Origin of the sequence: Streptomyces sp. NPDC087215 (assembly GCF_044744885.1) — a bacterium.
In the GTDB taxonomy this organism is placed as follows: domain Bacteria; phylum Actinomycetota; class Actinomycetes; order Streptomycetales; family Streptomycetaceae; genus Streptomyces.
This window is the reverse complement of the sequence record NZ_JBIUZD010000003.1, coordinates 706,727-731,431: the sequence shown is the minus strand read 5'-3', so window position 1 is coordinate 731,431 and position 24,705 is coordinate 706,727. Positions and strand designations below refer to the sequence as shown.

At 73.6% G+C, this 24,705-nt stretch carries 20 protein-coding genes and 1 pseudogene; 7 read left to right on the top strand and 14 right to left on the bottom strand.

Annotation, left to right across the window (positions count from 1 at the left end):
* Positions 1-569 precede the first annotated feature (569 nt).
* Positions 570-1,568 carry a tryptophan--tRNA ligase gene (trpS, locus tag ACIO92_RS12785; RefSeq protein WP_366442126.1) on the top strand — a complete coding sequence of 333 codons (999 nt, stop codon included), beginning with the start codon at positions 570-572 and terminating at the stop codon, positions 1,566-1,568.
* Here the strand turns inward: trpS and ACIO92_RS12780 are convergent.
* Positions 1,535-2,584 carry a GlxA family transcriptional regulator gene (locus tag ACIO92_RS12780; RefSeq protein ID WP_402279836.1) on the bottom strand — a complete coding sequence of 350 codons (1,050 nt, stop codon included), beginning with the start codon at positions 2,582-2,584 and terminating at the stop codon, positions 1,535-1,537. The genes trpS and ACIO92_RS12780 overlap by 34 nt on opposite strands.
* Positions 2,585-2,629: 45 nt before the next feature.
* Between ACIO92_RS12780 and ACIO92_RS12775 the strand changes: the two genes are divergently transcribed.
* Positions 2,630-3,229, top strand: a complete 600-nt coding sequence (locus ACIO92_RS12775; RefSeq protein ID WP_402279838.1) for a cysteine hydrolase family protein — start codon at positions 2,630-2,632, stop codon at positions 3,227-3,229.
* A gap of 127 nt (positions 3,230-3,356) precedes the next feature.
* Here the strand turns inward: ACIO92_RS12775 and proC are convergent, their stop codons facing one another.
* From proC to ACIO92_RS12745, 6 genes and pseudogenes are all read right to left on the bottom strand, one after another.
* The gene (gene proC, locus ACIO92_RS12770; RefSeq protein WP_351796360.1) at positions 3,357-4,166 is read right to left on the bottom strand and encodes a pyrroline-5-carboxylate reductase; all 810 of its coding nucleotides are present in this window, start codon (positions 4,164-4,166) and stop codon (positions 3,357-3,359) included.
* An 84-nt stretch (positions 4,167-4,250) separates the two neighbouring features.
* Positions 4,251-4,988: an ABC transporter permease gene (locus ACIO92_RS12765; RefSeq protein ID WP_366442123.1), complete on the bottom strand. Its 738-nt coding sequence runs from the start codon at positions 4,986-4,988 to the stop codon at positions 4,251-4,253.
* Positions 4,985-5,767: pseudogene (locus ACIO92_RS12760) on the bottom strand (ABC transporter ATP-binding protein); the annotation flags it as partial. The gene ACIO92_RS12765 and the pseudogene ACIO92_RS12760, both read right to left, overlap by 4 nt.
* Positions 5,768-6,039: 272 nt before the next feature.
* Positions 6,040-7,137 carry an NAD(P)/FAD-dependent oxidoreductase gene (locus tag ACIO92_RS12755; RefSeq protein WP_402279841.1) on the bottom strand — a complete coding sequence of 366 codons (1,098 nt, stop codon included), beginning with the start codon at positions 7,135-7,137 and terminating at the stop codon, positions 6,040-6,042.
* Positions 7,138-7,221: 84 nt separating this feature from the next.
* Entirely contained in the window at positions 7,222-7,761 is a 540-nt protein-coding gene (locus tag ACIO92_RS12750) for a hypothetical protein (protein ID WP_366442121.1), read from the bottom strand.
* Positions 7,762-7,796: 35 nt separating this feature from the next.
* Positions 7,797-8,114, bottom strand: coding sequence for an SH3 domain-containing protein (locus ACIO92_RS12745; RefSeq protein ID WP_366442120.1), 318 nt, complete (start codon positions 8,112-8,114; stop codon positions 7,797-7,799).
* 157 nt (positions 8,115-8,271) lie between these two features.
* On the opposite strand from ACIO92_RS12745, the gene ACIO92_RS12740 reads away from it, so the two are divergent.
* Positions 8,272-10,473, top strand: a complete 2,202-nt coding sequence (locus ACIO92_RS12740) for a protein kinase (RefSeq protein ID WP_401234899.1) — start codon at positions 8,272-8,274, stop codon at positions 10,471-10,473.
* Between the two features lie 227 nt (positions 10,474-10,700).
* Here ACIO92_RS12740 and ilvD read toward each other — a convergent pair whose 3' ends face one another.
* From ilvD to ACIO92_RS12720, 4 genes are all read right to left on the bottom strand, one after another.
* Positions 10,701-12,554 carry a dihydroxy-acid dehydratase gene (gene ilvD / locus ACIO92_RS12735; protein ID WP_366442118.1) on the bottom strand — a complete coding sequence of 618 codons (1,854 nt, stop codon included), beginning with the start codon at positions 12,552-12,554 and terminating at the stop codon, positions 10,701-10,703.
* Positions 12,555-12,966: 412 nt separating this feature from the next.
* The gene (locus tag ACIO92_RS12730; RefSeq protein WP_366442117.1) at positions 12,967-13,578 is read right to left on the bottom strand and encodes a TetR family transcriptional regulator; all 612 of its coding nucleotides are present in this window, start codon (positions 13,576-13,578) and stop codon (positions 12,967-12,969) included.
* Positions 13,575-14,411, bottom strand: a complete 837-nt coding sequence (locus ACIO92_RS12725) for a sugar phosphate isomerase/epimerase (protein WP_366442116.1) — start codon at positions 14,409-14,411, stop codon at positions 13,575-13,577. The genes ACIO92_RS12730 and ACIO92_RS12725 overlap by 4 nt, the downstream gene beginning before the upstream one ends.
* Positions 14,412-14,774: 363 nt before the next feature.
* Positions 14,775-15,707 (bottom strand): Ppx/GppA phosphatase family protein, encoded by a 933-nt coding sequence (locus ACIO92_RS12720; RefSeq protein WP_366442115.1) that lies wholly within the window; start codon positions 15,705-15,707, stop codon positions 14,775-14,777.
* Between the two features lie 40 nt (positions 15,708-15,747).
* Between ACIO92_RS12720 and ACIO92_RS12715 the strand changes: the two genes are divergently transcribed.
* A complete protein-coding gene (locus tag ACIO92_RS12715; protein ID WP_366442114.1) occupies positions 15,748-16,707 on the top strand; it encodes a hypothetical protein in 960 nt (319 codons plus the stop codon).
* 163 nt (positions 16,708-16,870) lie between these two features.
* Here ACIO92_RS12715 and ACIO92_RS12710 read toward each other — a convergent pair whose 3' ends face one another.
* The gene (locus ACIO92_RS12710) at positions 16,871-18,679 is read right to left on the bottom strand and encodes a hypothetical protein (protein WP_402279845.1); all 1,809 of its coding nucleotides are present in this window, start codon (positions 18,677-18,679) and stop codon (positions 16,871-16,873) included.
* 645 nt (positions 18,680-19,324) lie between these two features.
* Here ACIO92_RS12710 and radA point away from each other — a divergent pair.
* Together radA and disA are read left to right on the top strand one after the other, a co-directional pair.
* Entirely contained in the window at positions 19,325-20,728 is a 1,404-nt protein-coding gene (gene radA, locus ACIO92_RS12705) for a DNA repair protein RadA (RefSeq protein WP_366442112.1), read from the top strand.
* A 355-nt stretch (positions 20,729-21,083) separates the two neighbouring features.
* Positions 21,084-22,208: a DNA integrity scanning diadenylate cyclase DisA gene (disA, locus tag ACIO92_RS12700; protein ID WP_351796402.1), complete on the top strand. Its 1,125-nt coding sequence runs from the start codon at positions 21,084-21,086 to the stop codon at positions 22,206-22,208.
* 149 nt (positions 22,209-22,357) lie between these two features.
* Here disA and ACIO92_RS12695 read toward each other — a convergent pair whose 3' ends face one another.
* A complete protein-coding gene (locus tag ACIO92_RS12695) occupies positions 22,358-22,750 on the bottom strand; it encodes a VOC family protein (protein ID WP_366442111.1) in 393 nt (130 codons plus the stop codon).
* Between the two features lie 164 nt (positions 22,751-22,914).
* Complete coding sequence (locus ACIO92_RS12690; RefSeq protein ID WP_366442110.1) at positions 22,915-23,754, bottom strand: hypothetical protein; 840 nt, start codon at positions 23,752-23,754, stop codon at positions 22,915-22,917.
* A 245-nt stretch (positions 23,755-23,999) separates the two neighbouring features.
* Here ACIO92_RS12690 and ACIO92_RS12685 point away from each other — a divergent pair, with 245 nt between their 5' ends.
* The gene (locus ACIO92_RS12685) at positions 24,000-24,686 is read left to right on the top strand and encodes a phosphatase PAP2 family protein (protein ID WP_366442109.1); all 687 of its coding nucleotides are present in this window, start codon (positions 24,000-24,002) and stop codon (positions 24,684-24,686) included.
* The last annotated feature ends 19 nt before the right edge of the window (positions 24,687-24,705 follow it).

Sequence of the window (24,705 nt, the reverse complement as noted above, 5' to 3'; positions counted from 1 at the left end):
TTGGCACGCTGTTGAGTTCTCAAGGTGCGGACGCTTCCTTCGTTCCTGTTCCCAGGCCCTCCGGGCGCTTCCTTCGTTTCCGACTCTATCAGATCCTTTCGGCGTCTGATTCCCAGTCAGCGGGATTTGTCTTTCCGGCTGTTGGGCCGTTCCGACGAGTGAGACTTTAGCGGATTCCCTGCCTCCGACGCTAATCGGGCGGCTGCGTCCGAACTTCGAACACGGATTCCTCATTTCGCAAAAACGCACGGAAAGCAGAACGGCACAACAAAGCACCATCAGCTTCTGAGGATCTTGCGGAGTGGCTGTCCGGGGCCGACCGGAGTCGGTGCTCACGTCGGACAACTCGGAGAACACTACGGATCCTGGAATCCCATGTCAACCCGGGTCCTGCGGCGTAGGCTCTCCGTATGACTACGCGTGCGCACACCACCCAGTGGTGGGCCGCCTGCCGGCGCCCCACCACTCGCGCATGACCACGCGGCCGCCGCTTCGGCGGCCGTTCGCGTATCCCCTCCGGGAGCCTGGCCGTCGGATCGGCGGCCAGGAGAAGAGGGAGAAGGAACGCGATGACAAGGATCTTCAGCGGGATCAAGCCCACGGGGCACCTGACGCTGGGCAACTACCTCGGAGCCGTACGCCGGTGGGTCGAGGTCGAGCAGTACCGGGCTGAGGCGCTGTTCAGCGTCGTCGATCTGCACGCTCTGACCGTGGAACACGATCCGGCGCGGGTGCGGCGGCTCAGTCGGCAGGCGGCGACGCTGCTCCTGGCGGCGGGGCTCGATCCGGAGCTGTGCACCCTCTTCGTACAGAGTCACGTGGATGAGCACGCACGGCTGTCGTACCTGCTGGAGTGCGTGGCCACCGACGGCGAGCTGCGGCGGATGATCCAGTACAGGGAGAAGAGCGTCCTGGCGCGGGAGGCGGGTCAGGGGGTTCGGCTGTCGTTGCTGACCTATCCGGTGCTGATGGCGGCGGACATCCTGGCCTATGGGGCGGACGAGGTGCCTGTGGGTGAGGACCAGACCCAGCACGTGGAGCTGACCCGGGACCTGGCGGTGCGGTTCAACCAGCGGTACGGGTACACCTTCACAGTGCCCCGTGCGGTCCGGCCCGAGGTGGCGGCGCGGGTCATGGACCTGCAGGACCCGACGTCGAAGATGGGGAAGTCGCACGTGAACGGGGCCGGGATCGTCTATCTGCTGGACGACGCGGAGACCGTGCGGCGGAAGATCATGCGGGCCGTCACCGACAGCGGGCAGGTCGTGGAGTACGACCGGGACGTCAAGCCGGGAATCGCAAATCTACTCGATCTGATGGCAGCGGCGACCGGGGGGAATCCCTCGGTTCTGGCCGGGGCATACGCATCGTACGGAGCGTTGAAGAAGGACACGGCGGATGCGGTCGTCGAGCTGCTGAGGCCCTTGCGGGAGCGGCATACCGCGTTGGCGGCGGACCCCGGCTTCGTTGATCAGGTGCTACGGGACGGGGCCGAGCGGGCCCGGGTGGTGGCACGGCCTCTGGTGGACCGGGCCTATGGGGCGATCGGGCTGTTGCCCGCCGGGTGACGGAAGGCGTTGCGGTAGTCGCGCGGGCTGGTGGCGAGGTGCGAGGCGAAGTGCTGGCGCATCGTGACCTCGCTGCCGAAGCCCGCGCGGCGGGCCACCTCGGGGAGGGGGTGGTCGGTGAGTTCCAGGAGTTTCTGTGCGGCGGCGACGCGCTGGGTGATGAGCCAGTGCAGGGGGGTGGTGCCGGTGGTGGCCTGGAAGTGGCGGGCGAAGGAGCGTGGGGACATGCCCGCGCGGGCGGCGAGGGTCGCGATCGTGTGCGGCTCGTCGAGGTGGGCGAGGGCGTGGGCGCGGACGGTGGCGAGGGCGTCGGCGTCGCGGTCGGCGCGGGGGGTGGGGTGCTCGATGAACTGGGCTTGGGTGCCCGTGCGGAAGGGGGCGGTGACCATCGAGCGGGCGATGGCGGCGGCTGCTTCGGCGCCGTGGGCGGTGCGGACGAGGTGGAGGCAGAGGTCGATACCGGCGGCGGTGCCCGCCGAGGTCCAGATGCCGGTGTCCTCGACGAAGAGGGCGTCGGGTTCGACCCGGACCTTCGGGTGGCGGTCGGCGAGGGTTCCGGCGAGCTGCCAGTGGGTGACGGCGCGGCGGCCGTCGAGAAGTCCGGCGCGGGCGAGGACGAAGGCGCCGGCGCAGAGCGAGGCGACAGGCGTTCCACGAGTGTGGGCCCGGCGGAGTGCGTCGAGGACCGGGGGTGGGACGTCGGCGTCGGGGTCCTCGACGCCGGGGACCAGGACGAGGTCGGTGGGGGTGAGGCCGTCGAGCCAGTCGAGGGAGCGGTCGGGGGTGAGGGTGAGGCCGCCGCGCAGGGGGACGGGGGTGTCCGGGTCGGCGGCGGCCCTGCGGAGTTCGAAGGGAGGGACGCCGCGGAGGGTGCGGTCGCTGCCCCAGACCTCGGTGACGACGGAGACGTCGAAGGCGCGGATGCCGTGGAAGGAGAGGAGGGCGACGCGTTGGAGACGGGGTGTGGGGGTGGGGGTGGGCGGCACGCATGGCAGTAAATCATCGATCGCTGTCATTTGCCCCTCTGGGAGGCGGGTGGGCGCCGGGGAAGGATCGGGGGCATGGAGAGCACGGAGAACATCGCGGAGAACGCGGCCCTTGTCGTCGTCGACGTGCAGAAGGGCTTCGACGAGGAGTACTGGGGGAGGCGGAACAATCCGGCGGCCGAGGGGAACATCGCGGCGCTGATCGATGTGTGGCAGGAGACGGGGCGGCCGGTCGTCTTCGTACGGCATGACTCGTCGGGGGCGCGGTCGCCGCTGCGGGCGGGATACGCGGGGAACGCGTTCAAGGACTTCGTGGAGGAGCGGCGCGGGAAGGGGGACGGGCCTGAGCTGCTGGTGACGAAGAGCGTGAACTCGGCGTTCTACGGCGAGCCGTCGCTCGACGAGTGGCTCAGGGGGCAGGACATCGCGCAGATCGTGATCGTCGGCATCCAGACCAACATGTGCAACGAGACGACGGCCCGGATGGGCGGGAACCTCGGGTACGAGGTGTTGTTCGCGCTGGACGCGATGCACACCTTCGACCTGGAGGGGCCGTTCGGGTGGTCGCAGACGGCGGAGGAGCTGACCCGGGCGACGGCGGTGTCGCTGCACGGTGGGCGGTTCGCCCGGGTCGTGAGCACGGAGGAGGTGGTGAAGGGAGCGGGGGCGCGGTAGGGGTCGAGCCCGTGTGCCGCGGCTGTGGCGGCTGTGCGCGTACGGCCGTGGCGGTTCGGGGTGGCCGTGGGTGACTGCTCTGGTCCGGCCGTGGTTGCTCGGGGCGGTGCCGTGGTTGCTCGGGGGTTCAGCTGTTGCCGGAGGCGAGTTCGCGGCTGCGGTCACGGGCGGCTTCCAGGGCGGCGATGAGGGCGGCCCGTACGCCGTGGTTCTCCAGTTCGCGGATGGCGCTGATGGTGGTGCCCGCAGGAGAGGTGACGGCCTCGCGGAGCTTGACGGGGTGCTCGCCGCTGTCGCGGAGCATCACGGCGGCGCCGATGGCGGCCTGGACGATGAGGTCGTGGGCCTGGGCGCGGGGCAGACCGAGGAGGATGCCCGCGTCCGTCATGGCCTCGACGAGGAAGTAGAAGTACGCGGGGCCGGAGCCGGAGAGGGCGGTGGCCGCGTCCTGCTGGGACTCGGGGACGCGGAGGGTCTTGCCGACCCCGCCGAAGATCTCCTCGGTGTGGGCGAGGTGGGCGGGGGTGGCGTGGCTGCCCGCGGAGATGACGGACATGCCCTCGTCGACGAGGACGGGGGTGTTGGGCATGACACGGACGACGGGGGTGCCGGTGGTGAGACGGTCTTCGATGAACGAGGTGGGGATGCCCGCGGCGGCGCTGATGACCAGACGGTCGGCGGTGACGTGGGGGGCGAGTTCGTCGAGGAGACGGCCCATGTCCTGGGGCTTGACGGCCAGGATGAGGGTGTCGGCGCGCTTGGCGGCCTCGGCGTTGGTGACGGTCTCCACCCCGTAGCGGGTGCGGAGCTCCTCGGCGCGTTCGGTACGGCGGGCGGTGACCAGGAGGTTCGCCGGGCGCCAGCCGGCGCGGATCATGCCGCTGAGGAGCGCTTCACCGATCTTGCCGGTGCCGAGGACTGCGACGGTCTTGGTCATGGCTCTGTTCACCTCGCCGGAGGGGGTACGTGCCGTCATCCTCGCACCGGTGGGCGGGGTGGTGTGCGGGTGTCCGAGGAGCGGTCACGCGGTGCGGCGGCGGAGGGTGGCCGCGCCGAGGCCGAGGACCAGGAGCGCGCAGCCCGCGACGACCAGGGCGTCGCGGACGAAGGCGCCGGTGACCTCGGAGTGGCGGAGGACCTGGTTCATGCCGTCGACGGCGTACGACATGGGCAGGACGTCCGAGACCGCTTCGAGTGCGGGAGCCATGCGGTCGCGCGGGGTGAACAGGCCGCAGAGGAGGAGCTGGGGGAAGATCACGGCCGGCATGAACTGGACGGCCTGGAACTCGGAGGCGGCGAAGGCGGAGACGAAGAGGCCGAGGGCGGTGCCGAGGAGGGCGTCGAGGAGGGCGACCAGGAGGAGGAGCCAGGGGGAGCCGATGACGTCGAGGCCGAGGACCCGGAGGGCGAGGCCGGTGGCCAGGAGGGACTGGACGACGGCGACGAGGCCGAAGGCCAGGGCGTACCCACCGATGAGGTCGGCCTTGCCGAGGGGGAGGGCGAGGAGGCGTTCGAGGGTCCCGGAGGTGCGTTCACGGAGGGTGGTGATCGAGGTGACCAGGAACATCGTGATGAGCGGGAAGATGCCGAGGAGTGAGGCGCCGAGGTTGTCGAAGGTGCCGGGGCTGCCGTCGAAGACGTACCGGAGCAGGACGAGCATCACGCAGGGCACCAGGAGCATCAGGGCGATCGAGCGGGGGTCGTGGCGCAGCTGACGCAGCACGCGGGCGGCGGTGGCGAGGGTGCGGGCGGACGTCATGGCCGGTTCTCCTCATGGGCGGGCCGGGTCGTGGGGGCCGCGGTGGCGCGGGCGGCAGCCGCGTCGACCAGGTGCAGGAAGGCTTCCTCGACGGTGGTGGTGTCGTTGCGGCGGCGGAGGTTCTCGGGGGTGTCGTCGGCGAGGACCTCGCCTTCGCGCATGAGGAGCAGGCGGTGGCAGCGTTCGGCCTCGTCCATGACGTGGGAGGAGACGAGGAGCGTGGTGCCCCGGTCGGCGGCGATCCGGTGGAAGAGGTCCCAGAGGTCGCGGCGGAGGACGGGGTCGAGGCCGACGGTGGGTTCGTCGAGCACGAGGAGGTCCGGGGTGCCGAGGAGCGCGACGGCGAGCGAGACGCGGCTGCGCTGGCCGCCGGAGAGCCTGCCCGCGAGGGCGTCGGCGTGGGAGACGAGGTCGACGTCTTCGACGGCCCGGTCGACGGCGGCGCGGCGTTCACGGCGGTGGGAGCGGCCGGGGAGCAGGACGGCGGCGAAGTAGTCGAGGTTCTGGCGGACGGTGAGGTCGTCGTAGACGGAGGGGGCCTGGGTGACGTAGCCGATGCGGGAGCGGAGGGTGGGGTCGCCCGCCGGGCGGCCGAGGACCCGGAGAGTGCCGTCGACCTTGGCCTGGGTGCCGACGATGGCACGCATGAGCGTGGTCTTGCCGCAGCCGGAAGGGCCGAGGAGTCCGGTGATGCGGCCTGCCTCGACGGTGAAGTCGAGACCGCGCAGGACGGGGCGGCCACCGCGGACGACGGTGAGGCCGTGCGCGGAGACGGCGGAGACGGCGGTTGCCGGGGGCTCTGCGGGAGATGCGGTGGGTGGGGCCGGAGCTTGGGGTTGGGCTGGGGCTGGGGCTGGAGTTTTGGCTGGTCCGGCAGGGCCAGGAGCGGAGCCGGGAGTCGGATCGGAGACGGGGGCGGGAGCGGTGGGGGTGGGGGGTTGTGGGGGGTTGTCGGCGGGTCCCGGCGGGGAATTCATCATGTGATGAATAGTCCTCCCGGGGGTACCCGCCGTCAAGCGCCGCTCGGCGCACCCGTCCTGGCGGGCGGCCGTCAGCCGCGGTGCGCCGAGCGGCGGATGTACCAGGTCGCTCCGCGCACCACCAGTTCCTTGAACGCCGCCGCCGGGCGGCCGGTGAGGAGGCGGTCGCGGGGGGAGTCGTCCGGGTGGACGAACTGGATGAGCCCGTCCCGGCGCCCCAGGCTGACGCACTGGAAGCGGTAGCCGAAGGAGAGCGGTTCGGGCTCCTCGCCGCGCAGTTCCCGGACGATCGAGCGGGCCGTGTGCATCCCCGTGGGCAGCGCGGTGGCGCAGGCCATCCGCAGTTCGCCGTCCGCGCCGGGGTGGGCGGCGGCGCCCGCGTCGCCGGGGACGTACACCTCCGGGTGGGAGACCGAGCGCAGCGAGGTGTCCACGGCGATCCGGCCGGAGGGGGCGAGGGCGAGGCCCGCGGCGGCCCCGATTTCGGCGTTCGGGACGAAGGCGGCGGCCCAGACCACCACGTCCGCGTCCACCTCGTCGGGCGATCCGACCCGGTGCCCCTCCTCCACCCTGGCGCCCCGGGCCTGGAGGACCCGGTGCACATGGGACGCGCCGCGCGGGGAGAGTCCGGCGCCGACCCGGCCCCCGGTGAGGAGGCGCACCGAGGTGCCGAGCGGGCGGTAGGTCTCGGCGAGTTCGGCGGCCATCTCGATCCCGGTGAGGCCGCCGCCGACGACGGCGACCGTGCCGGGCCGGTCCCGCAGGTGCTTGTGGAGGGCGTCGGCGGTCTCCGCCGTGTAGGCGCGGGGGTTCGCCGTGGTCGTGGTGGGCAGGCCGGTGCGGCTGCCGAGGGCGTAGACGAGCCGGTCGTACGGGAGCGCCCGGCCGTCGTCGGTCGTGACCAGGCGGGCCGCCGTGTCGAGGGCGGTGGCGCGGGCCGGTACGTGGGTGATGCCGGTGCGGTGGAGGAAGCCGGCCAGGGGGTGGGTGACGTCGGGCCGTCCCGCCGCGCGCTCGTGGAGCCGTACGCGCTCGGTGAAGTGGTCGGCCGGATCGACGAGCGTCACCTGGGCGTGCGGGCCGAGCCGGAGGGCGGTCATGAGTCCGGCGTATCCCGCGCCGAGGACGAGGACACGGTGGGCGGGGCGGGGCTGCGGTGTCGTCTTCATGCCGATACGACGAAGCGGGTGTCCCCGGACGTGACATCGCGCGTCCGGACCCGTGTGCGGGGGCGCGGCTCGGCCGCGCCGCGGCTACTTGCGCTTCGGCTTCTTGCGGGCCGCCGGGTTGCCCGTGCGGTTGCCCCGGCGCTTCTCGTACTGGGCTCGGGCGGTCTCGTGCTCGGCGCGGCGGAGCTTCTCGCCGGGGGCCTCGACCAGACAGCGGAGCCCGTAGGCGAGGAGCGAGCCGATGAAGCCGATCGCCTTGAGGCTGCGCAGGGACTCCTCGCGGGCCGGGTCGGCGGGGCGGCGCAGGAAGCCTTCCCAGGTCCGGCTGAAGGCGATGGCGCTGCAGACCGCGAACATGAGGACGACCAGCACGTTGACGATGCCGCCGACGTCCGCGATCTGCAGGCCCTCGTACGCGAAGCGCAGCACGAAGCAGGCCGCGACGGCGGCGGCGATCGAGCCCACCGCCAGACCGGCACGGCGCAGCGCGTAGTGGCTGGTGTGATCCACCCAGCTCGTACCGAAGAAACGGATCTCCTCGGGGCGCGGCCCGGCGGGGGTGCCGTCGGGCGCGCCCGGCTCGGGGGCGCCTGCCGTGCGGGGGGTCTGCTCGTCGTCGCTCACGAGGTCGATTATCCCCGGCCCGGAGGCGAGGGGCCTCAGGCGCAGCGCGGTGCGACGAAGCCGTTGCTGCCCGTGTGCACGTAGGAGTCGGAGACGTATTCGCCGGAGCCGATGGCGTCCCAGATCCGGCTGGTGCCGTACGGTCCGGTGACCGACTCGCCGTTCTTCTGGCAGGAGATCGCCACGGTGGAACCCGCGGCGAGCTGGCGGACGACCGGGTGCTGGGTGCTGGGGCCGGAGCGCACGTTCACCCGGTAGCCCGGGGCGAGCGGATAGCGCGCGGCGGCGGCGGCCGTCGCCGTGACCTGCGCGACCGTGGCCGTACGTCCTGTGGTGTTCTCGTCGGTGCCCATCTGTTCTCCCCCGTGTGGCGTAAAAGCACTCCGCTGAGTTTCACTCTCCGCGACGCGCAGGCTAGCAAGCTCCACCGACATCCCGGGGGTCATGGACTAGGCTCCGAGAGCCGCGCACGTGCGCGCGAGGTGACGGGGAATCACACGGGGGTGGGCGATGCCACCGTTGCGCGGAACAGGTGCCGACCGGGAAGCGGAGGGCCCCGAGTACGCGGGCGACTACCGGCTCCAGACATGTCTGGGCGCGGGCGGCATGGGGGTCGTACACCTCGCCGCCTCGGCTTCGGGACTGCGGCTCGCGGTCAAGGTCGTACACGCACGGTATGCGGAGGACCCCGAGTTCAGGGCGCGTTTCCGCCAGGAGGTCGCGGCGGCCCGCCGGGTCAGCGGGGCCTTCACCGCGCCCGTGGTGGACGCCGACCCCGATGCCGTACTCCCCTGGATGGCCACCCTCTACGTGCCCGGTCCGACCCTCGCCGACCAGGTGAAACGGAACGGTCCGCTGTCCCCCGCCGAGCTGCGCAGGCTCACCGCCGGGCTCGCCGAGGCACTGCGGGACATCCACCGCGCCGGGGTCGTCCACCGCGACCTCAAGCCCAGCAACGTCCTGCTCACCGACACCGGCCCCAAGGTCATCGACTTCGGCATCTCCCGGCCCGTCGACAGCGACCTGCACACCGAGACCGGGAAGCTCATCGGCTCGCCGCCGTTCATGGCCCCCGAGCAGTTCCAGCGCCCGCGCGAGGTCGGGCCCGCCGCCGACGTCTTCGCGCTGGGCTCGGTCCTGGTGCACGCGTCGACCGGGCACGGCCCGTTCGACTCCGACAGCCCGTACATCGTGGCGTACCAGGTGGTCCACGACGAGCCGGACCTGACCGGCGTCCCCGGGGACCTCGCGCCGCTCGTCGCGCGCTGTCTCGCCAAGGAGCCGGAGGACCGGCCCACCCCGGCCGAGATCATGACGGCGCTGCTGCCGCCCTCGTACGCGGCGGAGGCGTTCATACCGGCGCAGCGGCGGCGCCCCGCACTGCCCGAGGGGCAGAACGCCCTGTCCGGTGGGCGTGACGGCGGTGCCGCGTGGGACGCCGACACCCCGGTCCGGTTCGCCGTGCCCGCCCCGCCGCCCGGTCGGTCCGGGCGGCTCCGTCGGCTCGGACGGCTCGGGCGGCTCCGTCCGCGCCCGACCCTCGCCGTCGTCGCCGCGCTCGTGGTGGCGGGGGCCGGGGCGTACGCGGTCCTGACCCCGACCGCCCGGGGCGGACCCGAGAGGCCCGAGCGCTCGGCCGAGGTCGCCACCGCCTTCACCGGCTGGCACACCACGCTCCAGAAGCGGGGCGAGATCGCCGCGCCCGCCTGCGCGCACAGCGGTGGCGCGCTGTACTGCACGGCCCGGGGCATCGGGATCTCCCGGCTCGACCCCGTGACGGGCCGGGTCGTCTGGTCACGGACCGCCCCCGTCGAGGAGGAGCCGCCGAGCACGCCGTTCCTGCTCGCCCCCGGTCTCGTCGGCGCCGCCCCGGCGATCGGTCCGCTCCGCGCGTACGCGACCGGGAGCGGGGTCCCCGGCTGGCGCGCCGACGCGCCGGGCCTGCCCGAGCCGCACTGGCCGGCCGGTGACGCGGTCGTCCTGACCGACGGCACGGGAGGCATCCGGGCCGTCGACGGCCGGACCGGGAAGCAGCTCTGGCGGCACGCGCTGAAGGGCTTCGGGGTGCCCCAGCCGGGGCCGTACGACGCCGGGTCCGGGCTGATGCCGGTCTTCGAGGTGTCGGACGACGGTTCGCGCACCCGGGTCGGGGAGTTCCGCCCGCGCACCGGGAAGGTGGTGCGGAAGTACGACCTCGACGGCTATCTCGACGCGCTGGGCCGCACCGGCGACGGGTCGCTGCTGCTCGGTTCCCGCTACCAGGGCTCGCTGTTCGACGGGCTTCTGCTGCTTGACCCGGAGAGCGGCGCGGTCCGCAAGGTCCCCCTGCCCTACCGGGTCGAGGCCCGGGGCTTCGCCGTACGGGGCACGGTCGTCCATGTGCTCGACGCGAGCGGGCGCCTGACCGCCGTCGAGACGGCGAAGGGCGGCGCCGGGGTGCTGTGGGAGCTGGAGACCGGGGCGGGGAACGTGTCCACGCCGGTCCTCGGGTCCGGCGACCGGCTGTACTTCTCCGTCCAGGACGGGCGGCTGATCGCCGTGGACACCGCGCGCGGGGCGATGATCGGACAGACCCGGCCCCGGCTCCTCGACGGACGCCTCGGGTACGCGGTGTTCGTGCCCGCGCCGCTGATCGTCGGCGACCGGGTGTTCGGCTCGGCCCCGGACGGCTCGGTCTTCGCGGTGGACGCGCGGGACCCGGCGACCTGGTGAGCCGGTGGGTCGGTGGGCCGGTGGGTCGGTGGGCCGGTGGGCCGGTGAACCAGCGCCCCGGCGATTCGGCGACCTGGTGGGCCGGTGACCCGGTGGGACATCTGAGCCGGTGAATGCCTTGATCCGGTGATCCGGCGGTACGGCGTCGGCCCGAGGGTCTCGGGAAGCGGGCGGGGGCGGGAACGGGCTCGTCGCCCTTCCCGCCCCCGCCCGCCGGTTCCGGCCGGTCAGCCCAGCTTCGTCACGTCGCGGACCGCGCCCTTGTCGGCGCTCGTCGCCATCGCCGCGTACGCGCGCAGGGCCGCCGACACCTTGCGCTGCCGGTTCTTCGGCTCGTACACGCCGTTCAGGGCCGTCCGGCGGGCGGCCAGCGTCTCCTCGTCCACGAGCAGCTCGATCGAGCGGTTCGGGATGTCGATGCGGACGCGGTCGCCGTCCTCGACCAGGGCGATGGTGCCGCCCGAGGCTGCCTCGGGGGAGGCGTGGCCGATGGAGAGGCCCGAGGTGCCGCCGGAGAAGCGTCCGTCGGTGACCAGGGCGCAGGTCTTGCCCAGGCCCCGGCCCTTGAGGAACGAGGTCGGGTAGAGCATCTCCTGCATACCGGGGCCGCCCTTGGGGCCCTCGTAGCGGATGACGACCACGTCGCCGTCCTTGACCTGCTTGTTGAGGATCTTCTCGACGGCCTCGTCCTGCGACTCGCAGACCACGGCCGGGCCCTCGAAGGTCCAGATCGACTCGTCGACGCCCGCCGTCTTCACGACACAGCCGTCGGCCGCGAGGTTGCCGCGCAGGACGGCGAGGCCGCCGTCCTTCGAGTACGCGTGGGCCGCGTCGCGGATGCAGCCGCCCGCCGCGTCCACGTCGAGCGTCTCCCAGCGCTCGGACTGCGAGAAGGCGGTCGACGAGCGCTCGCAGCCGGGGGCCGCGTGCCACAGCTCGACGGACTCCTCGGTCGGGGAGCCGCCGCGCACGTCCCAGGCGCCCAGCCACTCCTTGACGGAGCGGGAGTGGACGGTGTGGACGTCCTCGTTGAGGAGACCCGCGCGGTACAGCTCGCCGAGGATGGCCGGGATGCCACCGGCCCGGTGCACGTCCTCCATGTAGTACGTGCGGTCCTTGGCGACGTTCGGGGCGACCTTGGCCAGGCAGGGGACCCGGCGCGAGACCTCGTCCATGTGCGCCAGACCGTAGTCCAGCTCGGCCTCCTGGGCGGCGGCGAGCAGGTGCAGGATCGTGTTGGTCGAGCCGCCCATGGCGATGTCGAGGGCCATGGCGTTGTCGAAGGCCGCGCGGGTCGCGATCGAGCGCGGCAGGACGGAGTCGTCGTCCTCGTCGTAGTACCGGCGGGTGATGTCGACGACCGTGCGCGCCGCGTTCTCGTACAGCGCCCGGCGGGCGGTGTGGGTGGCGAGGACCGAGCCGTTGCCGGGGAGGGAGAGGCCGATGGCCTCGGTCAGGCAGTTCATCGAGTTGGCCGTGAACATGCCGGAACAGGAGCCGCAGGTCGGGCAGGCGTTCTCCTCGATGCGACGGATGTCCTCGTCCGAGATCTTCGGGTTCACGGCGTCGGAGATCGCGTCGACGAGGTCGAGGGTGCGGACCGAGCCGTCGACGAGGGTCGCGCGGCCCGACTCCATCGGGCCGCCGGAGACGAAGACCGTCGGGATGTTCAGGCGCAGGGCTGCCATCAGCATCCCCGGGGTGATCTTGTCGCAGTTGGAGATGCAGATCAGGGCGTCGGCGCAGTGCGCCTCGACCATGTACTCCACGCTGTCCGCGATCAGGTCGCGGGAGGGCAGCGAGTACAGCATTCCGCCGTGGCCCATCGCGATGCCGTCGTCGACGGCGATCGTGTTGAACTCGCGCGGGATGGCACCGGCGGCGGTGATCGCGTCGGAGACGATCCGGCCGACGGGCTGGAGGTGGGTGTGGCCCGGAACGAACTCCGTGAAGGAGTTGGCGACCGCGATGATCGGCTTCCGGCCGATGTCCGCGCCGGGTACACCGGAGGCTCGCATCAGGGCGCGTGCGCCCGCCATGTTGCGCCCGTGGGTGACAGTGCGGGACCTCAGCTCGGGCATCGTCGCTCGCTCCTCAGTGACAGGTGTGCTTGCGGCCGAGCCTACGCCGTGGACCAAGATCTGGACAGCCCGTCCGTATGCCGGACAGAGTGTTCAGCTTTCGAGCGGCGCCGTACGGGGACGGGGACGGGTCCCGTACGGGTGGACCCGCACGGTCCGGGTCCCACCGGGGGCGGGCCCTGGGGGCCGGGGCCGTAGGGGCGGGTCGGCCCGTAGGGGGTCGGGAGGGGGTCCCGTAGTCCCGTAGTCCCGTAGTCCCGCTAGTCCCGTACGGGCGATCCCTGTCCCGGGATCACCGGGGCGGGCCACCGCGCGGTCGTACGGAGCCGGGAGCCGGGTCGTACGGGGTCAGGATCCGGGTCGTACGGGGTCAGGATCCGGGTCGTATCGGCCGGACACCCGGTCGTGTCCCTCACGCCTCCGTCAGGTAGCGCTGGAGCGTCGGCGCCACCTGGGCCACGATGTCCTCCGGGTCCGCCGAGGCCAGCGGCTCGACCCGGATCACATACCGCAGGATCGCGATCCCGATCATGTGCGAGGCCGCGAGCTCGGCCCGGAACTTCGGGTCCGGTACGTCCAGCTCGTCCGCGATCCGTTCCAGGAGCCGTCGCAGCACGAACGCCCGCAGGACCTTCGCCGCCGCCTCGTGGGTCAGCGCGGAGCGGACGATCGCGAGCAGCGGGGCACGGCTCGCCGGGTTCTCCCAGACCCCCACGAAGAAGCGCGCGAGCCGCTCGCCGATGGCCTCGCGCGGGCCGTCCAGGATCGCCGGGACGACCGTCGCGGGTTCGAAGGAGACCTCGACGGCGGCGGCGAAGACCTCGTCCTTCGTGCCGAAGTAGTGGTGGACGAGCGCCGGGTCGACCCCGGCGGCACGGGCGATGCCGCGCACCGAGGCCTTGTCGTAGCCGCGTTCGGCGAACTGCTCGCGGGCCGCCTCCAGGATGCGTTCCCGCGCGCCCGGTCCGCTCTCCTCCTCGGTACGGGACGGACGGCCGCGCCTGCGCGGGGCCGGGGCGGTCACGGCCTCGGCACCCGGGTGGGGCGGCCGGCCGCCGAGGCGAGGTGCAGCCGGGTGAACGCCAGGGCCTCCGCGAGGTCGGCCTCGCGTTCGGCGGCCGACATCGCGCGGCGCGTGTTGACCTCGATGACGACATGGCCGTCGAAACCGGTGACCGCGAGCCGCTCCAGGAGCTCGGCGCAGGGCTGGGTGCCGCGCCCCGGGACCAGGTGCTCGTCCTTGGCCGAGCCCCGGCCGTCGGCGAGGTGGACGTGGCCGAGCCGGTCGCCCATGCGGTCGATCATCGCGAGGGTGTCGGTGCGGGCGGTCGCGGTGTGCGAGAGGTCCACGGTGAAGTGCCGGTAGTCGTCCTTGGTGACGTCCCACTCGGGGGCGTACGCGAGCATCTCGCGGTCCTTGTACCGCCACGGGTACATGTTCTCGACGGCGAACCGCACGTCGGTCTCGTCCGCCATCCGCCAGATGCCGGTCACGAAGTCCTTGGCGTACTGGCGCTGCCAGCGGAACGGCGGATGCACCACGACCGTCGACGCGCCGAGCCGCTCGGCCGCCGACCTGGCGCGCTGGAGCTTGACCCAGGGGTCGGTGGACCAGACGCGCTGGGTGATGAGGAGGCAGGGGGCGTGCACGGCGAGGACGGGAACCCCGTGGTGGTCGGAGAGGCGGCGGAGCGCCTCCACGTCCTGGCTGACCGGGTCGGTCCACACCATGACCTCGACGCCGTCGTAGCCGAGGCGCGCGGCGATCTCGAAGGCCGTCGCCGTCGACTCCGGATAGACCGAGGCGGTCGACAGGGCGACCTTCACGCCCGGGACGCGCACCGCTGGTTCTGCCATCCAGACAGGGTACGGGGCGGGCCGGGACGCCGGGGCGTGGTTCCGGTCACGCCGGGGCTGGGGCGATGGGCCGGGGCTGGGCGGGGTACGGGGCGGTGGCGGGGCGGCGCGGTGGCCGGTGGGGCGCACCGGCCCCGGCGGTCCGGCGGCCGGTCGGCCGGGGTGACCCTGGTGGCCCGGCCACCCACAGGAGCCGTACGCCCATCCGGCGGCCGGTCGGCCGGGGCGCGGCGCTCGCCCGAAGGTCCGTCCCCGTCGAGGCCCTCCCTGGCGGCCGGTCCGTACCGGTCACCGGGCCGCCCCGCCGGACCCGTACCTCCGGACCCGGGTCTCCGGACCCGGCCCTCCCCCGTGGCCCGTCCGTCAGGTCGTCGGCAGGTGGTCCAGGCGGCGGAGGATGACGCCCTCGCGCAGGGCCCAGGGGCAGATCTCCAGTTCCTCCACGTCGAGCAGGTCCATCGCGCCCTCCGCGACGAGCGCGCCCGCGAGGAGCTGGCCCGCGCGGCCCTCCGACACTCCCGGCAGGGCCGCGCGCTCGGGTGCCGTCATGGCCGCAAGCCGCGGGACCCACTCCTCCAGGGACTTCCGGCTCAGGACCCGCTGGGCGTAGAGGCCCTCCCCCGAGCCGGGCGCGCCGGCGATCCTGGCCAGCTGCTTGAAGGTCTTGGAGGTGGCGACCACGCGGTCGGGGCGCCCGGAGCGGCTGAAGTCTCCGACCGTACGGGCGATCTGCGCGCGCACATGGCGGCGGAGCGCCTTCACGTCGGCGGTGTCCGCCGGGTCCCCGGGCAGCCAGCCCGCGGTGAGGCGGCCCGCGCCGAGCGGCAGCGAGACCGCCGTGTCGGGGTCCTCGTCGATGCCGTACGCCACTTCGAGGGAGCCGCCGCCGATGTCGAGGAGGAGCAGCTTCCCGGCGGACCAGCCGAACCAGCGGCGGGCGGCGAGGAAGGTGAGCCGCGCCTCCTCCTCCCCGGTGAGGACCTGGAGCTCGACCCCGGTCTCCTCCTTCACGCGGGCGAGGACGGCGTCGGCGTTGCTGGCCTCGCGGACGGCCGAGGTGGCGAACGGCAGCACCTCCTCGCAGCCCTTGTCCTCGGCGGCGAGCAGCGCGTACCGGACGGTCGCGGTGAGCCGCTCGACGCCCGCGGGCGCGATGGCGCCCCGCTCGTCGAGGAGTTCGGCGAGCCGGAGCTCCGCCTTGTGGGAGTGGGCGGGCAGCGGCCGGGCGCCCGGGTGGGCGTCCACCACCAGGAAGTGCACTGTGTTCGAACCGACGTCGAGGACTCCGAGTCTCATGGCGGAACGGTACTGCTCCCGCCCGCATACGCTTGGACTCGTGCCAAAGACGAAGAAGGCGAAGCCGGGCAAGGACAGTCGCGGGGACGCGGAGGTGAAGGTTCCGGTGTCAGTGAAGGGCGACGGGAAGCGGGGCAAGGGCGCGGAGCCCGACGAGAAGGGGCTGGACTTCGCGCGCGCGTGGGTCGAGTTCCCCGATCCCGCCGACGAGGAGCAGGTCTTCCGCTGCGACCTGACCTGGCTGACCTCCCGCTGGACCTGTGTCTTCGGCAGCGGCTGCCAGGGCATCCAGGCGGGCCGGGCCGACGACGGCTGCTGCACGCTCGGCGCGCACTTCTCCGACGAGGACGACGAGAAGCGGGTCGCGTCGCACGTGGCCCGCCTCACTCCGGAGCTGTGGCAGTTCCACGAGGTCGGCAGCGAGTCCGGCTGGACCCAGCTCGACGAGGACGGCGACCGGCAGACCCGCCGCTGGAAGGGGTCCTGCATCTTCCAGAACCGTCCCGGCTTCGCGGGCGGCGCGGGCTGTTCGCTGCACATCCTGGCCCTGAAGGAGGGCCGGGAGCCGCTGGAGACCAAGCCGGACGTCTGCTGGCAACTGCCGGTCCGCCGGACGTACGACTGGATCGACCGGCCGGACGACACCCGGGTCCTCCAGGTGTCCATCGGTGAGTACGACCGCAGGGGCTGGGGTCCCGGCGGTCGTGACCTGCACTGGTGGTGCACCTCGGCCACCTCGGCGCACGGGGCGGGTGAGCCGGTCTACGTCTCCTACCGGCCCGAGCTGACCGAGATGATGGGCAAGGAGGCGTACGAGGTCCTCGTCGGGCTGTGCGAGACCCGGCTCGCCTCGGCACTGCCCCTGGTGGCCCCGCACCCGGCGGACCCGGTGAAGCGGGGAACCCCAGAGAGCGCGGGGAACGCGGGGAGCGCGGGGGACTCCGTGGCCGCTGAGAGCCAGAAGGTTCCGAAGACCCCGAAGAGTCCGAAGAAGAAGTAGCGGCCCCGGGCCCGTACGGGCCACGCCTTGGGCCATCGCCCGCACAGCGCCCGTACGGCACGGCCCTTACGGGCGCTCGCTGTACGGGCGCTTCCCGTACGGCCCCGTCCGGCGCCCGCCCCTACCGGGCTTCCCCTACGGCTCCGGCCCGTGGGTCCCCCGGTCAGAACGGGGGCGGGTTCTCCGTCGTCGGCGGGGACGTCGGTTCCGGTGTGGCGGGGTCCGTGGTGGCCGGGGGCTGTTCCGTCGTGGGCGGGGTCGGCTCGGTCGTGGGCGGGTCCGTCGGGGTCCCCGGGTCGGCCGTCGTCGGGGGTTCCGTGGCCGGTGGGCCGGTCGGCGGCGTGGTCGGCTCCGTCGTGGGCGGGCCCGTCGGCGGTGTGGTCGGCGGGACCGTCGGACCGGTGGTCGGCGGCGGGGTGCCCGGTTCGACGACGGGTGGGGCGGGCTCGCCGCGCCCGTCGATCCTGACCACGGCCCCCGAGGGGTTCGCTCCGACCCGCGCGCTCCAGGCACCCCGGGGTTCGCGCCGGTGGTCGACCCGGACGGCGATCGTGACCGCCGCGCCGGGGGCGAGGGTGCCGGAGGCCCGGCTCACGTACAGCCAGGGCGCGTCCGTCCACAGCGACCAGTCGACGGGGGAGCCCCCGGCGGCGATGAGCGTGAGCAGCGTGAGCTCTCCGTGGCTCCGGGCGCTCACCGTGATCCAGCCGGGGGCGGGCTCGCCGGGACGGGAGGGCTCCGCGGGGCCGGTGGGACCGCCGGGGCTGAGGACCTCGACGGAGACGTCGGGGGCACGGCTGCCCCGGGTGAAGCGGGGGTCGGGGGTGGCGCGCGCGTTGCCCGCGTTCTCGTACTGCTCGTAGGGGTCGTACGGGTCATAGGGGCGGCCGTCCGGTCCGATGGCGGCATCGGCCTCGGAGGCGCTGATCCGGGTGCCGCCGTGGGCGGCCGTCGTGGTGTCGGAGCTGCCCCGGCAGGAGGCCCACAGGGCGAGGACGGGGGCGGCGACCACGGCCGCGACCACGGTGGTGGTGACCGCGCGGGCCCGCATCCGGTCACGGCGGGCGGCGTGGTCCTTGGGGTCGAGGGGGAAGCCGGTCGGCGCGAAACGCGGGGCTCCGGCACGCGCGCGCGGGACGTGCGGCAGCGCCGTGCAGGCGGCGGCCCTGGGGGCTTCGACCAGCGGCAGCGAGGCCGGGGGCAGGGTGCCGGTGCCGGGCCAGGGGGCGGTGGCACCGACCCGCTCGGCGACCCTGCGGCAGCGGGGGCAGTCGTCGACGTGCCGGACGAGCTCGGCGCGCAGGGCCGCCGAGAGGAGCACCCGGTGGTCGCCGGTGAGCCGGGCGACGGTGGGGCAGCTGCCGGTACCGACGACGGCGAGGGCGGCCCGGGTGCGTTCGACCTCGCAGGCGGCGGCGGAGAGGAGTTCGCGGGCGGCGAGCGGGTCGAGGGAGAGCACGGCGGCGACCTGGCGGGGGCTGAGGCCGTGCCGGACGGACAGTTCGAGGGCCTCGCGCTGTTCGGGAGTGGTGCCCGCGGCCTCGGGCCAGGCGAGCCGGGCGAGTTCGGCACGGCGGCGCTCGGCGGTCCGCTCGGGGACCCGGGGCGGCTCGGGCGCGGCGACGGCGGGACGGCCGGTGTGGGCGCCCTGGCGTCGGCCGCGCTGCTCGCCGAGGCTGCGCAGACAGGCCCAGCGGGCGAGGGCGTACAGCCAGGCCGTGCGGCCCTCCTCGTCGGAGGGGCAGCGGCCGTGGTGCCGTTCGGCGACGGCGAGGACGTCACCGAGGACGGCGGTGGCCGTGTCGTGGTCGCAGAGCACGGAGAGGCAGTACGTGAAGAGGCCGTCGAGAGCGGCCTCGTGGCGGGCGGGGGGCCGACGGCCGAGCGCACGGGTTCCCCGGTGGTCCGCGACGGGGTGCGCCCGGTGTGCGCCGGTGGTGCGTGCGGGAGAGTCCAGCCTGCTGCTCGTCACCGGTCGACCGTAGGCAGCGCGGAGCGCACTCTTCGTACCGGTCGCGGACTTCTCATTCGTACGGGTGAAGCTATCGCCCGAAAGGGGACAGGAATACGGGGCTCCGTTCTCGGTCGGGTGACGGCCGGGGCACCTGGACGGGTGACGGCCGTACGGGGGGGGCGGGCGGCGCTTCCTGGGTGGGCGCCGAGGGGTCCGGCCGGGACGGGAGCCGTCTCGGGCGCGCCGCCGTCTCCGGACGAGCGGGCGGCGCCGGGGCGACCCGGGCGCTCGGGGCGGGCGGCCGTGGTCCGGGGCGGGGAGGTCGCTGTGGGGCGGGCCGGTCGCTCCGGACGGGTCGCCGCCGCCCGGGACCGACGGACGACGCTCCGGGCGGGTGAGGGGCGGGACGGTGCGGGGCGGTGCGGGGCGGGGGACGGGCCCCGCATCGGTGGGGCGGGCCGGAGGAGCGGCACCCGGTGGGAGGGGAAGTGCGGGCCGGGCCGGTGGGAGCGGGGCGGGGCGGGGAGTCGCGGGGCCGGGCGGGGAGTCGCGGGGCGGGGCGGGGAGTCGGGGAGTCGCGGGGCGGGGCCCTCGTGCTTCCCGGGCGGGGGCGGACGGGCGGCGGCCGGGGCGTTGTCGGTGGTGGCCGCTACGGTGGGCGGCATGGCTGCCCGTACGAAATCGACCAAGGACCGGCCGTCCTACCGCTGCACCGAGTGCGGCTGGCAGACGGCCAAGTGGCTCGGCCGCTGCCCCGAGTGCCAGGCCTGGGGGACGGTCGAGGAGTACGGCGCGCCCGCTGTCCGTACGACCGCCGCGGGCCGGGTCTCCACCGCCGCCGTCCCCATCGCGCAGGTGGACGTCCGGCAGGCGACCGCCCGTTCCACCGGCGTCGACGAGCTGGACCGGGTCCTCGGCGGGGGCCTGGTGCCCGGCGCGGTGGTGCTCCTCGCGGGCGAGCCGGGCGTCGGCAAGTCCACCCTGCTGCTCGACGTCGCGGCCAAGGCCGCCGGTGACGAGCACCGCACCCTCTATGTGACGGGCGAGGAGTCGGCCAGCCAGGTCCGGCTGCGCGCCGACCGGATCAACGCGCTGAGCGACCACCTCTACCTGGCGGCCGAGACCGATCTGTCGGCGGTCCTCGGGCACCTGGACGCCGTCAAGCCCTCGCTGCTGATCATGGACTCGGTGCAGACCGTCGCCTCCCCCGAGATCGACGGCGCGCCCGGCGGCATGGCCCAGGTCCGCGAGGTCGCCGGGGCGCTCATCCGGGCGTCCAAGGAGCGCGGCATGTCCACGCTGCTCGTCGGCCACGTCACCAAGGACGGAGCCATCGCCGGTCCCCGGCTCCTGGAGCACCTGGTCGACGTGGTCCTGAGCTTCGAGGGCGACCGGCACGCGCGCCTGCGGCTGGTCCGGGGCGTGAAGAACCGGTACGGGGCGACCGACGAGGTCGGCTGCTTCGAGCTGCACGACGAGGGGATCACGGGGCTCGCCGATCCCTCCGGGCTCTTCCTGACCCGGCGTGACGTGGCCGTGCCCGGCACGTGTCTGACGGTCACCCTGGAGGGCCGCCGTCCGCTCGTCGCGGAGGTGCAGGCGCTCACCGTGGACAGTCAGATCCCGTCGCCCCGGCGGACCACGTCCGGTCTGGAGACCTCCCGGGTCTCGATGATGCTGGCCGTCCTGGAGCAGCGCGGGCGGATCAGCGCGCTGGGCAAGCGGGACATCTACTGCGCGACCGTGGGCGGGGTGAAGCTCACCGAGCCGGCCGCCGACCTGGCCGTCGCGCTGGCGCTGGCCTCGGCGGCGAGCGACACCCCGCTGCCGAAGAACCTGGTCGCGATCGGCGAGGTCGGACTCGCGGGCGAGGTCCGGCGGGTGACGGGCGTGCAGCGGCGGCTCTCCGAGGCCCACCGGCTGGGCTTCACGCACGCGCTGGTCCCCGGGGACCCGGGCAAGGTGCCCGCGGGCATGAAGGTGACGGAAGTGGCGGACATGGGCGAGGCCCTGCGGGTGCTGCCGCGCAGCCGCCGCGCGAAGGCCCCGGAGAACGCGGAGGGGTAGCGGGCCTCCCCGCTGCCCCGCCCGGCCCCGGGCCTTCGCCCACCGGGGGCCGGGCGGTCGGCCCGTCGCCGGGACGGGCGGTCGCCCCGGGCCGTGCGTGGACCGCTCGGGTCCCGGGGTGTCCGGGGCGGCCTCGGTCGTCCTCGGGGTGTGCCCGGTCCGGGGGCGGGTGCTTTCGTTGTTCCCCGGCCGGGAATTGGCTCCGTACGCTTCGCAAAGGTGTGAAGGGTTTGGCCCCTGTCAGGGTGGGGACCCCTTTCGGACCACCCCGCGATCGGTCGGGGCGGAGGGCGGCGGAGTGGTGTCGCTAGACTTTGCCCTGGTCTCGCCCATCCGTACGAGCCGGAGGAGTGCAGTGGCAGCCAAGGACGGGGCAGCAGCTCCCGGAAAGTCCGGCGCGGGCTCCGGCAACGAAGCGCTGATGCGCGCCGCCCTGAGCGCGGTCGCGCCGGGCACAGCGCTGCGCGACGGCCTGGAGCGCATCCTCCGGGGCAGCACGGGCGGTCTCATCGTGCTCGGCCTCGACAAGACGGTCGACTCGATGTGCACCGGCGGTTTCGTGCTGGACGTCGAGTTCGCCGCCACCCGTCTGCGCGAGCTCTGCAAACTCGACGGCGCGCTCGTCGTCGACAAGGACATCACCAAGATCCACCGCGCGGGTGTGCAGCTCGTCCCGGACGCCTCCATCCCCACCGAGGAGACCGGCACCCGGCACCGCACCGCGGACCGGGTCTCCAAGCAGTGCAACTTCCCGGTCGTCTCCGTCTCGCAGTCCATGCGGCTGATCGCGCTGTACGTGAACGGGGAGCGGCGGGTCCTGGAGGAGTCGGCGGCGATCCTGTCCCGCGCCAATCAGGCGCTGGCGACCCTGGAGCGCTACAAGCTGCGGCTCGACGAGGTGGCGGGCACCCTCTCCGCCCTGGAGATCGAGGACCTGGTGACCGTACGGGACGTCACCGCCGTCGCCCAGCGCCTGGAGATGGTCCGCCGGATCGCCACCGAGATCGCCGAGTACGTCGTCGAGCTGGGTACGGACGGGCGGCTCCTGTCGCTCCAGCTCGACGAGTTGATCGCGGGCGTGGAGCCGGAGCGGGAGCTGGTGGTCAGGGACTACGTTCCCGAGCCGACGGCGAAGCGTTCGCGGACGGTCGCGGAGGCGCTCACCGAACTGGACGCGCTGTCCCACACCGAACTGCTCGAACTTCCCGTCGTGGCGCGGGCGCTCGGCTACAGCGGTTCGCCCGAGACCCTCGACTCGGCGGTCTCGCCGCGTGGTTACCGGCTGCTCGCCAAGGTGCCGAGGCTCCCGGGCGCGATCATCGAGCGGCTCGTGGAGCACTTCGGGGGGCTGCAGAAGCTGCTCGCCGCCAGCGTGGACGACCTCCAGGCCGTCGACGGCGTCGGCGAGGCGCGGGCCCGCAGCGTCCGCGAGGGCCTGTCCCGGCTCGCGGAGTCCTCGATCCTGGAGCGGTACGTCTAGGACGGAGCCGTACGCCCGGACAGGACCGGAGCCGTACCCCCCGGAAACCGAGCGCACGCCCGGCCCCTGAGCCGTACGTCCGGAACCTGAGCCGTACGTCCGGAACCTGAGCGGTCCTCCCCGGACCCGGGTGGTCCGTCCGGCTCGGGCTAGGAAGGGCCGGGGTGCGTTCCCGTCCGGTCGGAGTCACCGCGCAGGACGCACAGTTCGTTCCCCTCCGGGTCGGCGAGGACCGCCCAGCCGGTGCCGTCGGGCTCGCGGTGGTCCGCGACCAGGCTCGCGCCGAGGCCCAGCAGCCGTTCGACCTCCTGGTCGCGCGAGGTGTCGGGACGCAGGCACAGGTGGACGCGGTTCTTGGACGTCTTCGGCTCGGGCACCTGGTTGAAGTAGAGGACCGGGCCCTCCGCCAGGAGCACCTGGGTCTCCCGGTCGCCGGGCCTGGTGTCCGGGGCCGTCGGGCAGCCCGTCACCTCGCTCCAGAACAGGGCGAGACCGTAGGCGTCCGCGCAGTCGATCGCCACGTTCCGCAGTACCGAGACCATGGGGCGGGCCTTTCCGATCCTCGGGGCGGGGGTGGTGGGGGCGGCTCGGGCGTGGGGTGGTGCGGGTGCCGGGGGAGCCGGTCGCCCTGCGGGGCCCGTTCCCGTACGAATACGTCAGTTCGTGACCGGGCCCCGTCCTGCCCCCGGGCGGGACGGGGTCCGGCTCAGTCCTTCGCCAGGCTGAACGGGGCCGGGAGCACCTTCACGCCCGGCATCGTCGCCTCCACCAGATAGGTGCCGGGACCCGCCTGGCCCGCCGGGGCGGTGGCGCAGTCCGGGGCGCTGCGGTCGCGGTCCCACTCGACGGTGTGGGTGATGGTGGTGCGCGCGGGGACGCGCAGCAGCACGGGGGCGCCGGGCCGGGGGCAGTCGGCGCTGGACCAGACCTCGTCGTCCTTGCTGTCACTGATCGTCAGAACGGCGTTGCGGGGCCCGAGATCGGCCTTGCAGGCGGTGCCCGAGGTGTTCTTCGCGACCAGCAGGAAACGGGGCTTCTCGCCGGTCTCGTAACTGACCTTGCTGCTGCGGAGCGTCAACTGCAACGCTCCGGAGGGGCAGTTGGGGAGCGGGGAGTCGGCGGGGACGCGCTGGCCCGCGCCGGTGCCCGCGCCGCCGTCGCCACCGGCGCCGTCGGTGTCGCCGTTCTTGCCGCCCTTGCCACCGCCGTCGCTGCCCGTGCCGCCGTCGGCCGCGCCCGGGTCCGTGCCGGTGCCGCCCGAGCCGCCGTCACCGCCCGTGGAGCCTCCGGAGTCGCCCGACTCGTCGCGCCCGCCGGGCTGTTGGCTGATCGCGGTTCCGCTGCCGGAGGGGCCCGGGGTGATCGAGGGGGGTGTGGGGGAGGCGCCGTTGGCGGCGTCGTTCGGCTTCTTGCCGCCGCCGTCGCCGGAGGCCAGGGCCCAGAAGGCGAGGAGCGCCAGAAGCGCCGCCAGGCACGCCGCCACCGCCCTCCGTCGCCAGTAGATGGTGGAGGGAAGCGGCCCGACCGGATTGCGCAAAGATCCCACGACCCGAACCTTACGAGAGATCACGCCCAACTCCCGCCCTCCCCGCCGCCCGAGCCATCAAGTTTTGCCGATGATCACATCCGTCGGTTCCGGGAACTTTTCCCCGACCCCCGTTCCGGCACCCCCCAAGCCGACCGGAAACAGAAGATAACGGACACCTTCCGGTGACCCCCACTTTCGTCAGGGGTCGCTCTGGCCGTTGGCCCGGGGCGAGACGCCGTGGATTCCGGTTAGCGTCATGCACCATGAACACCCTTCTCGACCTCTCCGACCGTCTGTATGTCGACGTCCTGGATTTCGCGCACTCCACCCCCCACTGGTTCCAGTGGCTCGCCGAGGTCTGGACCGAGGCCGGGCTGCTGCTCTTCGGCGTTCTCTTCCTGGCCGGCTGGTGGCGCTCCCGCGAGGGGTCGAGCCGGGCGATGGCCCTCGCGCTGCTCGCCCCGCTCGCCACCGCCTTCGGGTACGTGGTGAGCGAGTCCTTCAAGTCGCTGGTCGACGAGGAACGCCCGTGCCGCTCGGTGGCCGGGGCGCCCGCCTCCCTGATCACCTGCCCGCCGCACGGCGACTGGTCCTTCCCCAGCAACCACGCGGCCATCGCGGGCGCCGCGGCCGTCGCGCTCGCCCTGTCCTGGCGCGGGATCGTCTGGCTGACCGTGCCGATGGCCCTGCTCATGGCCTTCTCCCGGGTCTTCGTCGGTGTCCACTACCCGCACGACGTGACGGTCGGCGTGCTCCTCGGCGGTCTGGTCGCCTTCCTCGTGATGCGGACCGCGGCGCGGCCGGTGGCCAACCTGGTGGACACGGCGAGGTCGAGCGGAAACACGGCCGTGGTCTGGTGCGCGGGGCGCGGACCGCGCGTGCACCCGGCGGGGGGACGCGCCGCCCGGCGCGCCGAGGAAGCCCGCCGCGCGCGCCACGGCGCGCACTGATCGCGTCGGGGACGTGCCA

What these genes read in the sequence shown, in the direction of transcription:
- trpS (WP_366442126.1), top strand. Translation starts at nt 570, where the DNA reads ATGACAAGGATCTTCAGCGGGATCAAGCCCACGGGGCACCTGACGCTG.
- ACIO92_RS12780 (WP_402279836.1), bottom strand. Translation starts at nt 2,584, where the DNA reads ATGACAGCGATCGATGATTTACTGCCATGCGTGCCGCCCACCCCCACC.
- ACIO92_RS12775 (WP_402279838.1), top strand. Translation starts at nt 2,630, where the DNA reads ATGGAGAGCACGGAGAACATCGCGGAGAACGCGGCCCTTGTCGTCGTC.
- proC (WP_351796360.1), bottom strand. Translation starts at nt 4,166, where the DNA reads ATGACCAAGACCGTCGCAGTCCTCGGCACCGGCAAGATCGGTGAAGCG.
- ACIO92_RS12765 (WP_366442123.1), bottom strand. Translation starts at nt 4,988, where the DNA reads ATGACGTCCGCCCGCACCCTCGCCACCGCCGCCCGCGTGCTGCGTCAG.
- ACIO92_RS12755 (WP_402279841.1), bottom strand. Translation starts at nt 7,137, where the DNA reads ATGAAGACGACACCGCAGCCCCGCCCCGCCCACCGTGTCCTCGTCCTC.
- ACIO92_RS12745 (WP_366442120.1), bottom strand. Translation starts at nt 8,114, where the DNA reads ATGGGCACCGACGAGAACACCACAGGACGTACGGCCACGGTCGCGCAG.
- ACIO92_RS12740 (WP_401234899.1), top strand. Translation starts at nt 8,272, where the DNA reads ATGCCACCGTTGCGCGGAACAGGTGCCGACCGGGAAGCGGAGGGCCCC.
- ilvD (WP_366442118.1), bottom strand. Translation starts at nt 12,554, where the DNA reads ATGCCCGAGCTGAGGTCCCGCACTGTCACCCACGGGCGCAACATGGCG.
- ACIO92_RS12725 (WP_366442116.1), bottom strand. Translation starts at nt 14,411, where the DNA reads ATGGCAGAACCAGCGGTGCGCGTCCCGGGCGTGAAGGTCGCCCTGTCG.
- ACIO92_RS12720 (WP_366442115.1), bottom strand. Translation starts at nt 15,707, where the DNA reads ATGAGACTCGGAGTCCTCGACGTCGGTTCGAACACAGTGCACTTCCTG.
- radA (WP_366442112.1), top strand. Translation starts at nt 19,325, where the DNA reads ATGGCTGCCCGTACGAAATCGACCAAGGACCGGCCGTCCTACCGCTGC.
- ACIO92_RS12695 (WP_366442111.1), bottom strand. Translation starts at nt 22,750, where the DNA reads ATGGTCTCGGTACTGCGGAACGTGGCGATCGACTGCGCGGACGCCTAC.
- ACIO92_RS12685 (WP_366442109.1), top strand. Translation starts at nt 24,000, where the DNA reads ATGAACACCCTTCTCGACCTCTCCGACCGTCTGTATGTCGACGTCCTG.